This window comes from Pseudomonas sp. 9_2_1 (assembly GCF_059295275.1).
Window position 1 is genome coordinate 1526451 of sequence record NZ_CM181239.1, and the last position, 13375, is coordinate 1539825.

10 protein-coding genes are annotated in these 13375 nt (G+C 61.2%); 5 read left to right on the forward strand and 5 right to left on the reverse strand.

What is annotated here, in order from left to right:
* Window positions 1-102 precede the first annotated feature (102 nt).
* Window positions 103-3123, forward strand: a complete 3021-nt coding sequence (gene ydiJ, locus AC5O5I_RS06855; protein WP_494512250.1) for a D-2-hydroxyglutarate dehydrogenase YdiJ — start codon at window positions 103-105, stop codon at window positions 3121-3123.
* A 173-nt stretch (window positions 3124-3296) separates the two neighbouring features.
* Entirely contained in the window at window positions 3297-4547 is a 1251-nt protein-coding gene (locus tag AC5O5I_RS06860) for an IS256 family transposase (protein ID WP_494510981.1), read from the forward strand.
* A 90-nt stretch (window positions 4548-4637) separates the two neighbouring features.
* Here AC5O5I_RS06860 and AC5O5I_RS06865 read toward each other — a convergent pair whose 3' ends face one another.
* From AC5O5I_RS06865 to phhA, 4 genes are all read right to left on the reverse strand, one after another.
* On the reverse strand, window positions 4638-5837 hold the full coding sequence (locus AC5O5I_RS06865; RefSeq protein ID WP_494512251.1) for an MFS transporter: 1200 nt from the start codon (window positions 5835-5837) through the stop codon (window positions 4638-4640).
* 90 nt (window positions 5838-5927) lie between these two features.
* Window positions 5928-6056: a hypothetical protein gene (locus AC5O5I_RS06870; protein WP_015271274.1), complete on the reverse strand. Its 129-nt coding sequence runs from the start codon at window positions 6054-6056 to the stop codon at window positions 5928-5930.
* 191 nt (window positions 6057-6247) lie between these two features.
* Window positions 6248-6604 (reverse strand): 4a-hydroxytetrahydrobiopterin dehydratase, encoded by a 357-nt coding sequence (locus AC5O5I_RS06875; RefSeq protein ID WP_008096719.1) that lies wholly within the window; start codon window positions 6602-6604, stop codon window positions 6248-6250.
* 39 nt (window positions 6605-6643) lie between these two features.
* Window positions 6644-7432 (reverse strand): phenylalanine 4-monooxygenase, encoded by a 789-nt coding sequence (gene phhA / locus AC5O5I_RS06880; RefSeq protein WP_172230356.1) that lies wholly within the window; start codon window positions 7430-7432, stop codon window positions 6644-6646.
* A gap of 256 nt (window positions 7433-7688) precedes the next feature.
* On the opposite strand from phhA, the gene AC5O5I_RS06885 reads away from it, so the two are divergent.
* Window positions 7689-9248 carry a sigma-54-dependent transcriptional regulator gene (locus AC5O5I_RS06885; protein WP_172230358.1) on the forward strand — a complete coding sequence of 520 codons (1560 nt, stop codon included), beginning with the start codon at window positions 7689-7691 and terminating at the stop codon, window positions 9246-9248.
* Window positions 9249-9403: 155 nt separating this feature from the next.
* On the opposite strand, the gene AC5O5I_RS06890 is transcribed toward AC5O5I_RS06885, so the two are convergent.
* Window positions 9404-9658: a DUF2790 domain-containing protein gene (locus AC5O5I_RS06890; protein ID WP_003260110.1), complete on the reverse strand. Its 255-nt coding sequence runs from the start codon at window positions 9656-9658 to the stop codon at window positions 9404-9406.
* A 397-nt stretch (window positions 9659-10055) separates the two neighbouring features.
* On the opposite strand from AC5O5I_RS06890, the gene acs reads away from it, so the two are divergent.
* Complete coding sequence (gene acs, locus AC5O5I_RS06895; protein ID WP_494512252.1) at window positions 10056-12017, forward strand: acetate--CoA ligase; 1962 nt, start codon at window positions 10056-10058, stop codon at window positions 12015-12017.
* Window positions 12018-12509: 492 nt separating this feature from the next.
* Window positions 12510-13295, forward strand: coding sequence for an ABC transporter substrate-binding protein (locus tag AC5O5I_RS06900; protein ID WP_172222349.1), 786 nt, complete (start codon window positions 12510-12512; stop codon window positions 13293-13295).
* Window positions 13296-13375: the final 80 nt, after the last annotated feature.

The window sequence follows — 13375 nt, forward strand, 5'->3', positions numbered from 1 at the left end:
AACTACAGGAACATTGGTCTATACGTCATCCCTGCATGCAAACACCCATGCCGGGACGACAGGAATCCCGTGAATTAGCCTATATCAAGAGGCCATCCTTCGATGATCGCCCAGCTTTCCACCGTTGCACCCGGCGCCAACTACCCCGAATTCCTCGAAGCCCTGCGCAACAGCGGCTTCCGCGGCCAGATCAGTGCCGACTACGGCACCCGCACGGTGCTGGCCACCGACAACTCGATCTACCAGCGTCTGCCACAGGCGGCGGTGTTTCCGCTGGACGCCGACGATGTGGCGCGGGTTGCTGCACTGATGGGGGAAGGGCGCTTCCAGGACGTCAAGCTGACCCCGCGTGGCGGCGGCACCGGCACCAACGGCCAGTCGCTGACAGACGGCATCGTCGTCGACCTGTCGCGGCACATGAACAAGATCCTCGAAATCAACGTCGAGGAGCGTTGGGTGCGGGTGCAGGCCGGTACGGTCAAGGACCAGCTCAACGCTGCGCTCAAGCCCCACGGTCTGTTCTTCGCCCCTGAGCTGTCCACCTCCAACCGCGCCACTGTCGGCGGCATGATCAACACCGACGCCAGCGGCCAGGGCAGCTGCACCTACGGCAAGACCCGCGACCACGTACTGGAACTGCACAGCGTGCTGCTGGGTGGCGAGCACCTGCACAGCCTGCCGATCGACGATGCTGCGCTGGAGCAGGCCTGCGCCACGCCCGGTCGGGTCGGCGAGGTGTACCGCATGGCCCGCGATATCCAGGAAACCCAGGCCGAATTGATCGAAACCACCTTCCCCAGGCTCAACCGCTGCCTGACCGGCTACGACCTGGCGCACCTGCGCGACGAGCAGGGCCGCTTCAACCTCAACAGCGTGCTGTGCGGCGCCGAGGGGTCGCTGGGCTACGTGGTCGAGGCCAAGCTCAACGTGCTGCCGATTCCCAAGTACGCGGTGCTGGTCAACGTGCGCTACACCAGCTTCATGGATGCCCTGCGTGACGCCAATGCGCTGATGGCGCACAAGCCGCTGTCGATCGAGACCGTCGACTCCAAGGTGCTGATGCTGGCGATGAAGGATATCGTCTGGCACAGCGTTGCCGAATACTTCCCGGCCGACCCTGAGCGCCCGACCCTGGGTATCAACCTGGTGGAGTTCTGCGGCGACGAGCCGGCCGAGGTCAACGCCCGGGTGCAGGCATTTGTCGAGCACCTGCAAGCCGACACCAGTGTCGAGCGCCTGGGCCATACCCTGGCCGAGGGATCTGAAGCGGTTACCCGCGTCTACGTCATGCGCAAGCGCTCGGTCGGGTTGCTGGGCAACGTCGAAGGCGAGGTGCGGCCGCAGCCTTTCGTGGAAGACACCGCCGTGCCGCCAGAGCAATTGGCCGACTACATTGCCGACTTCCGTGCCTTGCTCGATGGCTACGGCCTGGCCTATGGCATGTTCGGCCACGTCGATGCTGGCGTACTGCATGTGCGCCCCGCACTGGACATGAAAGATCCGGCCCAGGCAGCACTGGTCAAGCCGATTTCCGACGCCGTGGCGGCACTGACCAAAAGCTACGGCGGCCTGCTGTGGGGCGAACACGGCAAGGGTCTGCGTTCGGAGTACGTGCCGGAATACTTCGGCGAACTGTACCCGGCGCTGCAGCGCCTGAAGGGCGCCTTCGACCCCTTCAACCAGCTCAACCCCGGCAAGATCTGCACGCCGCCAGACAGCGCCGAAGGCCTGACCAAGGTCGATGGCGTGCCCCTGCGCGGCGACCTTGATCGCACCATCGACGAGCGTGTCTGGCAGGACTTTGCCAGCGCCGTGCACTGCAACGGCAACGGCGCCTGCTACAACTACGACCCCAACGACGCCATGTGCCCGTCGTGGAAGGCCACCCGTGAACGCCAGCATTCGCCCAAGGGCCGTGCCTCGCTGATGCGCGAGTGGCTGCGCCTGCAAGGCGCAGCGAACATCGACGTGCTGGCTGCGGCGCGCAACAAGGTGTCGTGGCTCAGGGGCCTGCCCGCACGCCTGCGCAACAACCGTGCGCGCAGCCAGGGCCAGGAAGACTTCTCCCATGAAGTGTACGACGCCATGGCCGGTTGCCTGGCGTGCAAGTCGTGCGCCGGCCAGTGCCCGATCAAGGTCAATGTGCCGGACTTCCGCTCGCGCTTCCTCGAGCTGTACCACGGTCGCTACCAGCGCCCGCTGCGTGACTACCTGATCGGTTCGCTGGAGTTCACCGTCCCGTACCTGGCGCATGCACCGGGGCTGTACAACGCGGTGATGGGCTCCGGATTCGTGAGCAAGCTGCTGGCGGACAAGGTCGGCATGGTCGACAGCCCGCTGATCAGCCGCTTCAACTTCCAGGCCACCCTGACCCGCTGCCATGTCGGCGTGGCCAGCGTGCCGGCCCTGCGTGAACTGACTCCGGCCCAGCGCGAGCGCAGCATCGTGCTGGTGCAGGATGCCTTTACCCGCTACTTCGAAACACCGTTGCTGTCGGCCTTCATCGACCTGGCCCATCGCCTGGGCCACCGGGTGTTCCTGGCGCCGTACAGCGCCAACGGCAAGCCGCTGCATGTGCAGGGCTTCCTTGGGGCGTTCGCCAAGGCGGCGGTCCGCAACGGCACCCAGCTCAAGGCCCTGGCCGACTGTGGTGTGCCGCTGGTGGGCCTGGACCCGGCGATGACCCTGGTGTATCGCCAGGAGTACCAGAAGGTGCCAGGCCTGGAGGGTTGCCCGAAGGTGCTGCTGCCGCAGGAATGGCTGATGGATGTGCTGCCCGAGCAGGCACCGGCCGCCCCGGGCAATTTCCGCCTGATGGCGCACTGCACCGAGAAGACCAATGTGCCGGCCAGTACCCGACAGTGGGAGCAGGTGTTCGCCCGCCTGGGGCTGAACCTGGTAACCGAGGCCACTGGCTGCTGCGGCATGTCCGGCACCTATGGGCACGAGGCGCGCAACCAGGAAACCTCGCGGACCATCTTCGAGCAGTCGTGGGCGACCAAGCTGGACAAGGAGGGAGAGCCGTTGGCGACCGGTTACTCGTGCCGCAGCCAGGTCAAACGCATGACCGAGCGCAAGATGCGTCACCCACTGGAAGTGGTGTTGCAGTACGCCCAGCGCTGACCAACAGGGCGCCTAGGGGCTGCTTGGCAGCCCCATTCGCGGGTGAACCCGCTCCCACAGGGATGTCACAGGGCCTGAGGGCAGTGTTGTACCTGTGGGAGCGGGTTCACCCGCGAAGAGGGAGGGTGTCAGAAATTTTGTGTTCGGGCATAACATGAGTAAGAGGTGCATGTATGCCAACCAAAAAAAAACCGCTCCGAGAGTTACCAAAGGTTCCGCAAGAGCTGCTGGAACAGTTTTCCGCTGTTCCGCTGATGACCGCAGAAGCCATCGAAGAGGCCTCTGCGGCATTCAAGAAGGCGCTGATAGAGCGAGCCTTGAATGCCGAACTGGGTCATCACCTGGGCTATCCACCGGGCGCGCAGCGCCCGGAGGATGAAACAAACCAGCGAAATGGGAAGAGCGGCAAAACGGTACTCACTGGTGATGGCCCGCTAAGGCTGGATATCCCTCGTGACCGGGATGGCAGCTTTTCGCCCATTTTGATCCCCAAACATGAGCGCCGTTACACCGGTTTTGACGACAAGATCATCGCCATGTATGCCCGCGGTATGACGGTCAGAGAAATCCGTGCCTTTCTCTCCGAGCAGTATGGAACAGAGGTCTCGCCCGACTTCATCAGTTCCGTGACCGACGAGGTCATGGAGGAGATTGGCGCGTGGCAACAGCGGCCTCTGGAACCGATGTATCCGGTCATTTTCTTTGATGCTCTGCGGGTCAAAATTCGCGAAGAAGGCTTGGTTCGCAATAAAGCGATCTACTTGGCACTGGGCGTTTTGCCAGATGGAACGCGCGATATTCTTGGCATCTGGATTGAGAACACCGAAGGTGCGAAGTTCTGGATGAAGGTGTTCAATGACCTCAGGACGCGCGGCGTCGAGGATGTGCTGATTGCCGTAACCGACGGCCTCAAAGGCATGCCGGAAGCGCTCAGTGCAGTATTTCCGGAGACGACACTGCAGACCTGCATCGTCCACCTGATCCGCAACAGCCTCGCTTATGCGGCCTGGGACAAGCGTCGAGCCTTGGCCAAGGCTCTCAAACCGATCTATCAGGCCATCAACGCCCAGGCGGCTGAACAGGCACTGGATGAGTTTGAAAGCGGGCCTTGGGGCACGCAATATCCAACAGTGGTGACTGCCTGGCGACGGGCGTGGGATCGAGTGATTCCGTTCTTTGCTTTCCCACCGGCCATCCGGAAGGTGATCTACACCACCAACGCCATCGAGAGTATCAACGCTCAGCTACGCAAGATCATCAAAACCCGCGGTCACTTCCCGAACGACGACGCGGCGACCAAACTGATCTGGCTGGGGCTGCGCAACATCACAGCGAACTGGGGGTCAGCGGCGCATGACTGGAAAAGTGCGATGAATCAATTTGCGATTCTGTACGGAGATCGGTTCATCAGGCCAACCTGGTGAAATCAAGGCCTGCCGGGCGGCAGGCCGTTACCGGCCCGCACACAAAAAACCTGACACTCCCCGAAGAGGCCCGCCCCGGCAATACAACTGTCAGCCTTCTGCTGTACGGTCCCTACGCCGGCGCGCCTGGCGATACAAATACAGGCTCAGCACCAACCCACAAGCAGCCGCAGCCGCCGCAAACAGAAACATCGAAGCAAACCCGAACCCCGCCGCCACCGCGCCCACCAGCGGCCCGGTCACCCCCAGCGACAAATCGATGAACAGCGAATACGCCCCCACCGCCGCCCCGCGGTTGGCCGCCGATACCTGGTTCACTGCCTCAACGCCCAGCGCCGGGAATACCAGCGAGAAGCCAAACCCGCTCAGCGCTGCACCCGCCAATGCCAGTTCGGCGCTGGGCGCCAGCCACAGCATCAGCAGCCCCAGTGTTTCCACCGACAGGCACGCGATGGCCACGCGAAACCCGCCAATCCGGTTGATCAGGTTGCCGAACAGCAGCCGCGCACTGATGAAGCTGGCACCAAACAGGCTCAGGGTCAGCGCTGCATTGGCCCAGCCACGGCTGGCGTAATACAGGGTGATGAAGGTGGCGATGGTGCCAAAGCCGATCGAGCCCAGGGCCAGCCCCGAACCATGGGGGAACACCTTGCCCAGCACCTGCATGAACGGCAGGCGCTTGCCTGTGACGATCGGCGCGGCGCGTTTCGGCCACGCCAGCAGCAGGCCGAGCGCACATAGCAGGATGATGCTCACACCCATGCTCCACAGCCCCAGGCCGTTGACCATCAGCACGCCCAGCGGCGCACCGATGGCCAGCGCGCCGTAACTCGCGATGCCATTCCAGGAGATCACTTTGGCAGTGTTTTCGGCACCGACCCGCCCGATGCCCCAGCCAATTGAACCAGAGCCCACCAGGCTTTCCGCGCTGCCGAGCACCAATCGGCCAACCAGCAGGCAGGCCAGGCTGACCCAGGGCAGCTGAGTGAGGAAGGCGCAAGCGAGCATGAATACCCCGCTCAGGCCGCAGCCGAACAGGCCATACATGACCGCCTTCTTGCTGCCGTGGTTGTCGATGATGCGGCTGGCGGTAGGGCGGCTGAGCAGGGTAGCCAGGTATTGCACGCTGATAACCAGGCCGGCGAGCACGGCGCTGAAGCCCAGATCGTTGTGCACATAGCCGGGCAACACGGCCAACGGGATGCCGATGTTCAGGTAGCCGATGAAGGTGAAGAGGACGATGGAGACGACTTGCAGCGTGACTGCAACGGGGCGGGGTGAATCGGGCATGACGGCCTACGTGAGTTCTGGACGGTGTGAAAACGTGATGACGGAGGTTGCCCGCAGGTCAGCCGTTTTCACACAGTCGGGGATGCGCAGTTATTCCTGGTCGGCGCTGGATTGATCGTCACCATCCTGCTCGACGGCAGCTGCCGGTTCGGCGTGGACGGTAACGGTTGGCTCTTCTGGGTTCAGGCTTGGGAAGGGAAGATTCGGGATCTCATGCATCTCGTCGTTCCTCGCAAGAGTGATTGAAAAGTCTGCGCCAGGCGCGTGTGAGGCTTTGCAAAGCTGGGGCAGGATACACAAGTCTGGATGACAGTTTGTATTTTTTCCCGGTCGTTTGTCGGTTTTGCGGGCGAACAGCGCACATTTGCCCCATGAAAAATGGGGCCGCTGGGGCCCCATTTTTCAGGTGGTTACTTCCGGCCTTCGGCCGTTTCGGCGACCTTGTCAGTGCGTGCGCACATGATGAAATCATTGCGGTGCAGGCCTTTGATGGAGTGGCTCCACCAGGTCACGGTGACTTTCCCCCACTCGGTCAGCAGCCCTGGGTGGTGGCCTTCGGCCTCGGCGATTTCGCCTACGGCATTGGTGAACGCCAGGGCGTGCTTGAAGTTCTTGAACAGGAACACGCGCTCCAGCTCCATGTGGCCGTCACGCACTTCGATGTTCCAGTCCGGGATCTCGCGAATCAGCTCGGCCAGTTCGTCGTCGGTCACTTTCGGCGCGTCTGCGCGGCAGGCTTCGCAATGGGCTTGGTTCAAGGCATTCATGGTGTGGTTTCCGCTTCGAGTTGTTATCGGCAAGGACGTTCAGGCAGCGACCTTGGGAGGAAATTTCGGGGCGTGCAGGCCCAGTTGCGTGGCTTTGTGGACCATGCCCATGATGTCTTCATGGGCCAGGTCGAACAGGCGCTTCATGTTCGGCAGTACAAAGTACAGCGGCTGCAGGATGTCGATGCGGTACGGCGTGCGCATGGCTTCGATCGGGTCGAAGGCCTGGTGCTCAGGCTCGCCAGACAAACTGTAGACGGTCTCCTTGGGCGAGGAGAGGATGCCGCCACCGTAGATCTTGCAACCCTGCGACGTTTCCATCAGGCCAAACTCGATGGTCATCCAGTACAGGCGTGCCAGGTACACGCGTTGTTCCTTGGTCGCCGCCAGGCCGAGCTTGCCGTAGGTGTGGGTGAATTCGGCGAACCACGGGTTGGTCAGCAGCGGGCAGTGGCCGAAGATCTCGTGGAAGATGTCCGGCTCTTGCAGGTAGTCCAGCTCTTGCGGGGTGCGGATGAAGGTGGCCACAGGGAAGCGCTTGCTGGCCAGCAGTTCGAAGAAAGTCTGGAACGGGATCAGTGCCGGTACCCGGGCAACCTGCCAGCCGGTGGTGGCACCCAATACCTTGTTGACCTCGCCGAGCTGCGGAATACGGTCATGCGGCAGCTTGAGCTGGTCGATGCCGTCCAGGTATTCCTGGCACGCGCGGCCTTCGATCACTTTCAGCTGGCGGGTGATCAGGGTGTTCCATACCGCATGCTCTTGCTGCGGATAATCGATAAAGCCTTGCGCATCGGGCTCGCGTGCCACGTATTGCGTCTGTTTCATGAGGCTCTCCTGGTGAGGGCTTTTCTTGTTATGTGCAGGACATGCCTTAGGAATATCCCGTTACCGGCGGTTTTGCACCGGGGTTGGCGGCTTCGGGCCAGAGTGGTTACCCGGGTATTCGTAACGATAATTTTACAAAAAGACGCAGGTGTCGGAAAATTCGGGGCATGCGGCTGATGTTTGGGTTGTTTTTGTCAGCTTATCTTTACGAAATTTCTGCGTGGTGTTGAAAAACATTGGCGCTTCGAGAGCCCTCATGCGTATCAAGGTGCATTGCCAGAACCGAATCGGCATCCTGCGCGACATTCTCAACTTGCTCGTCGAGTACGGTATCAACGTGCTGCGCGGGGAGGTGGGCGGTGACCATGGCAATGCCATCTACCTGCACTGCCCGAACCTGATCAACCTGCAGTTCCAGGCCTTGCGGCCGAAGTTTGAAGCGATCACCGGCGTGTTCGGCGTCAAACGGGTGGGGCTGATGCCCAGCGAACGCCGACACATGGAGCTGAATGCATTGCTGGGGGCGCTGGACTTTCCGGTACTGTCGGTGGACATGGGCGGCAGCATCGTCGCCGCCAACCGCACTGCGGCGCAGCTTTTGGGCGTGCGGGTGGACGAAGTGCCAGGCATGCCCCTGGCGCGCTATGTGGAGGACTTCGACCTGCCGGAACTGGTGCGGGCCAACCAGTCGCGCATCAACGGGCTGCGCATCAAGGTCAAAGGCGATGTGTTCCTGGCCGATATCGCGCCGCTGCAATCCGAACACGATGACAGCGAGGCTCTGGCCGGTGCGGTGCTCACCCTGCACCGCGCCGACCGCATTGGCGAGCGTATCTACAACGTGCGCAAGCAGGAGTTGCGTGGCTTCGACAGCATATTCCAGAGCTCGCGGGTAATGGCCGCTGTGGTGCGGGAAGCGCGGCGCATGGCACCACTCGATGCGCCATTGCTCATCGAGGGTGAAACCGGTACTGGCAAGGAGCTGCTGGCGCGTGCCTGCCACCTGGCCAGCCCGCGTGGCCAGTCGCCACTGATGGCGCTGAACTGCGCCGGGTTGCCCGAGTCGATGGCCGAGACCGAATTGTTCGGCTATGGCCCTGGGGCATTCGAAGGGGCGCGGGCCGAGGGCAAGCTGGGGCTGCTGGAGCTGACCGCAGGTGGCACGCTGTTCCTGGATGGGGTAGGGGAGATGAGCCCGCGCCTGCAGGTGAAACTGCTGCGTTTTTTGCAGGATGGTTGCTTCCGCCGTGTAGGCAGCGATGAAGAGGTGTACCTGGATGTGCGGGTGATCTGCGCGACCCAGGTGGATCTGTCGGAGTTGTGTGCCCGTGGCGAGTTTCGTCAGGACCTGTACCACCGGCTCAACGTACTGTCGCTGCATATCCCGCCCTTGCGTGAGTGCATGGATGGCCTGGAAGGGCTGGTGCAGCATTTCCTCGACCAGGCCAGCCGGCAGATCGGCTGCGCCATGCCGCGTCTGGCACCGGCGGCCATGGACAAGCTGGCGCAGTACCACTGGCCGGGCAATGTACGGCAGCTGGAAAACGTTTTGTTCCAGGCGGTTTCGTTATGCGACGGCGGTGTGGTCAAGGGCGAACATATTCGCTTGCCGGATTATGGGGTGCGCCAGCCTTTGGGGGAGTTTTCGCTGGAAGGTGATCTTTCGCAAATTGTCGGCCGGTTTGAAAAAGCGGTGCTGGAAAGTTTGATGGGGGAGTTTTCCAGTAGCCGGGCGCTAGGAAAAAGATTGGGTGTTTCACATACTACGATTGCCAACAAGTTGAGGGATTACTCCTTGGGCAAGTCGGAAAATTAAGAAGTAGTTAGTTGATAGCCTGTTAATTCGGCGGGGGCTGCTTCGCGGGTAAACCCGCTCCCACAGATACCACGCCGATCGTGAAGCTGGCGCTGTACCTGCGGGAGCGGGTTTACCCGCGAGTGGGGCCCGCAGGGCCCCCAATTCACAGGTTTTCAGCCGTTGGAGCAGCCGTTCCCCATCACGCGGTATTCGAGAATGTGCTTTTGGCCCTTGGAGTCCTCGTAGGTCATGCGCGCTGGCACAACTTCGCACACATTGGGCACTTCGCTCATGGAAATGACGCGGGCAATGTCCAGGTGCTGAGAGTAACTGTACTGTTCAACCGGAATCTGCTCGGCATCTTTGGCTTCGCCGGCCATCGCCGCGCCGCAAAGACTACCAAGTACCAATACCAGTAAAGCTTTCATTTTCCATTTACCTGTCTAAGGTCGTGAGGGGGCACGCGGCGCTGATGGCGCCGCGAGTACAACTAGTTTTAACTATCAGGATGAGAGGGGGATTAACGCTTGCCTTCGTGGGGGCTGTTACCAGTTGTTAATCGCCTTGCCGTTGCTGGCGAGGTGAATTTTATGACCAGGGCGGCCGCTGAAACAGTGGGTCTTTTGATAAAGTGTTTTGACAGAATCTGTAACAATCCTGTGGTAAATCCCCTCGTTTTTTCTTTGCCGGGCTGTAATGCCCGCGCCAGAGCGCCCTGCCGGAACGCGCGTGCCAAATTACTACCAACGTCGAATGGCTTTTGTCGCTCTGGTACAGTTACAAACGGTCCCATACAAAAACAACTATTACACCGAGGTAACACAGATGAGTGCGGCTCCACTGTATCCCGTTCGTCCCGAGGTTGCGGCCACTACCCTGACCGACGAGGCCACCTACAAGGCCATGTACCAGCAATCGGTGATCAACCCGGACGGCTTCTGGCGCGAGCAGGCCCAGCGAATCGACTGGATCAAGCCGTTCACCAAGGTCAAGCAGACCTCATTCGACGACCACCACGTCGATATCAAATGGTTCGCCGACGGCACTCTGAACGTTTCCTCCAACTGCCTGGATCGCCACCTTGAAGAGCGTGGCGACCAGCTTGCGATCATCTGGGAGGGCGACGACCCTTCCGAGCACCGCAACATCACCTACCGCGAACTGCACGAGCAGGTCTGCAAGTTCGCCAACGCCCTGCGTGGCCAGGACGTTCACCGCGGTGACGTTGTCACCATCTATATGCCGATGATCCCCGAGGCCGTGGTCGCCATGCTGGCCTGTGCCCGCATCGGTGCGATCCACTCGGTGGTGTTCGGTGGCTTCTCGCCCGAGGCGCTGGCGGGTCGTATCATCGACTGCAAGTCGAAGGTGGTGATCACGGCCGACGAGGGTTTGCGCGGCGGTCGCCGTACTCCGCTCAAGGCCAACGTCGACCTGGCGCTGACCAACCCCGAAACCAACAGCGTGCAGAAGATCATCGTGTGCAAGCGCACCGGTGGCGAGATTGCCTGGCACCAGCACCGCGACATCTGGTACGAAGACCTGATGAAAGTCGCCTCCAGCCACTGCGCGCCGAAAGAGATGGGCGCGGAGGAAGCGCTGTTCATCCTTTATACCTCCGGCTCCACCGGCAAGCCCAAGGGCGTGTTGCACACCACTGGCGGCTATCTGGTGTATGCCGCGCTGACCCATGAGCGGGTGTTCGACTACCGCCCCGGGGAGGTGTACTGGTGCACCGCCGACGTCGGCTGGGTCACTGGCCACAGCTACATCGTCTACGGGCCGCTGGCCAACGGTGCCACCACCTTGCTGTTCGAAGGCGTGCCGAACTACCCAGACATTACCCGGGTGTCGAAGATCGTCGACAAGCACAAGGTCAATATTCTGTACACCGCGCCAACAGCCATCCGCGCGATGATGGCGGAAGGGCAGGCTGCAGTCGAAGGAGCTGACGGCTCCAGCCTGCGCCTGCTGGGTTCGGTGGGCGAGCCGATCAACCCGGAAGCCTGGAACTGGTACTACAAGACTGTGGGCAAGGAGCGTTGCCCGATCGTCGACACCTGGTGGCAGACCGAGACCGGCGGCATCCTGATCAGCCCGCTGCCGGGCGCAACCGGCCTGAAGCCAGGCTCGGCGACCCGCCCATTCTTCGGTGTGGTGCCGGCGCTGGTAGACAACCTGGGCAACCTGATTGACGGCGCCGCCGAAGGTAACCTGGTGATCCTTGATTCCTGGCCGGGCCAGTCGCGTTCGCTGTATGGCGACCACGACCGTTTCGTCGACACCTACTTCAAGACCTTCCGTGGCATGTACTTCACCGGCGACGGTGCGCGGCGCGACGAGGACGGTTACTACTGGATCACCGGTCGTGTGGATGACGTGCTCAACGTATCCGGCCACCGCATGGGCACTGCCGAGATCGAAAGCGCCATGGTGGCGCACTCGAAAGTGGCTGAAGCCGCCGTGGTGGGCGTGCCGCACGACATCAAGGGGCAGGGCATCTATGTCTATGTCACGCTCAATGCCGGCATCGAGGCCAGCGAGCAGCTGCGCCTGGAGTTGAAAAACTGGGTGCGCAAGGAGATCGGTCCGATCGCCTCGCCGGATGTGATCCAGTGGGCGCCGGGGCTGCCGAAAACCCGTTCGGGCAAGATCATGCGCCGTATCCTGCGCAAGATTGCCACCGGTGAGTATGATGCCCTGGGCGACATCTCGACCTTGGCCGACCCGGGGGTGGTGCAGCACCTGATCGATACCCACAAGGCGATGAACCTGGCCTCGGCCTGATAGGCGCAAAGGCTGCGCAGCAGCCTTGGTGAATGAAACCCCGACCGGGCAACCGGCGGGGTTTTTGCTTTACTGTTACCCGACATTCATCGGTAACCGATATGTCACCGGTCCTGCGCAAGATCGGGGCGGCAGGAAACAAATCCGCCTGGTTTCGGTGCAAATCCGCCGCCTTTTTGTGCTACACAGCACGCTCCACTTGCCGTACCACAAGGCTTTGCCAATAATAGGCCCAGGAATTGCTAGGTCTAAAGGTTCTATTTCTTGCGCTTTTGCATATTTTGCAATGGCTGTCAACATCGCCCGCTGCGGTTTCAAGCGCTTCTGTAAGTAGTTGTCGCTTTGAAGAAATATCGACTAGTGGGCTGTCGTTAAAATGCCAGTCACTCGCTCGTGGTCTTCGACCGACCCTGCGCGGCTTGCGTTGTACCCATTCGCATATCGGGCAGCGGTTACCTGCCTTGTATTGCCCCGTACCGATGGAGTTACCTGATGAAGAAGCTCGCACTGCTTGGCGCCCTGGCGCTGTCCGTGTTTTCCCTGGTGTCGCAGGCCGATGAGAAACCGCTGAAGATCGGCATCGAAGCCGCCTACCCACCCTTCGCCTTCAAGCAGCCCGATGGCAGCATTGCCGGTTTCGACTACGACATCGGCAACGCCCTGTGCGAAGAGATGAAGGCCAAATGCACCTGGGTCGAGCAGGAATTCGACGGCCTGATTCCTGCGCTTAAAGTGCGCAAGATCGACGCCATCCTGTCGTCGATGTCGATTACCGACGACCGCAAGAAGTCGGTCGACTTCACCAAGCGCTACTACCTGACCCCGGCGCGCCTGGTCATGAAGGACGGCACCACCGTCAGCGAAAGCCTGGATGAGCTGAAAGGCAAGAAGATCGGCGTGCAGCGCGGCTCCATCCACGATCGCTTCGCCAAGGAAGTACTGGGTGCCAAAGGTGCCACCGTAGTGCCTTACGGTACCCAGAACGAAATTTACCTGGACGTGGCAGCCGGCCGCCTCGACGGCACCGTGGCTGACGCCACCCTGCTGGAAGACGGCTTCCTCAAGACTGACGCCGGCAAGGGCTTCGCCTTCGTGGGCCCGGCATTCACCGACGCCAAGTACTTCGGTGACGGCATCGGCATCGCCGTGCGCAAGGGCGACAAGGCCAACGTCGACCGCATCAACGCGGCCATCGACGCCATCCGTGCCAACGGCAAATACAAAGAAATCGAGAAGAAGTACTTCAACTTCGACATCTACGGTCCAGACTCGAACTAAGACATCGGGTTGACCTGTGCAATGGTGCAAACAGCAGAGGTTCTGAGGTTTGCACCATTTTTCATTCCCAAGCCCTGAGG

Bases quoted from the DNA above. Each gene is read 5' to 3' on its own strand.
- ydiJ (WP_494512250.1), top strand. From the start codon at position 103: ATGATCGCCCAGCTTTCCACCGTTGCACCCGGCGCCAACTACCCCGAA.
- AC5O5I_RS06860 (WP_494510981.1), top strand. From the start codon at position 3,297: ATGCCAACCAAAAAAAAACCGCTCCGAGAGTTACCAAAGGTTCCGCAA.
- AC5O5I_RS06865 (WP_494512251.1), bottom strand. From the start codon at position 5,837: ATGCCCGATTCACCCCGCCCCGTTGCAGTCACGCTGCAAGTCGTCTCC.
- AC5O5I_RS06870 (WP_015271274.1), bottom strand. From the start codon at position 6,056: ATGCATGAGATCCCGAATCTTCCCTTCCCAAGCCTGAACCCAGAAGAG.
- AC5O5I_RS06875 (WP_008096719.1), bottom strand. From the start codon at position 6,604: ATGAATGCCTTGAACCAAGCCCATTGCGAAGCCTGCCGCGCAGACGCG.
- phhA (WP_172230356.1), bottom strand. From the start codon at position 7,432: ATGAAACAGACGCAATACGTGGCACGCGAGCCCGATGCGCAAGGCTTT.
- AC5O5I_RS06885 (WP_172230358.1), top strand. From the start codon at position 7,689: ATGCGTATCAAGGTGCATTGCCAGAACCGAATCGGCATCCTGCGCGAC.
- AC5O5I_RS06890 (WP_003260110.1), bottom strand. From the start codon at position 9,658: ATGAAAGCTTTACTGGTATTGGTACTTGGTAGTCTTTGCGGCGCGGCG.
- acs (WP_494512252.1), top strand. From the start codon at position 10,056: ATGAGTGCGGCTCCACTGTATCCCGTTCGTCCCGAGGTTGCGGCCACT.
- AC5O5I_RS06900 (WP_172222349.1), top strand. From the start codon at position 12,510: ATGAAGAAGCTCGCACTGCTTGGCGCCCTGGCGCTGTCCGTGTTTTCC.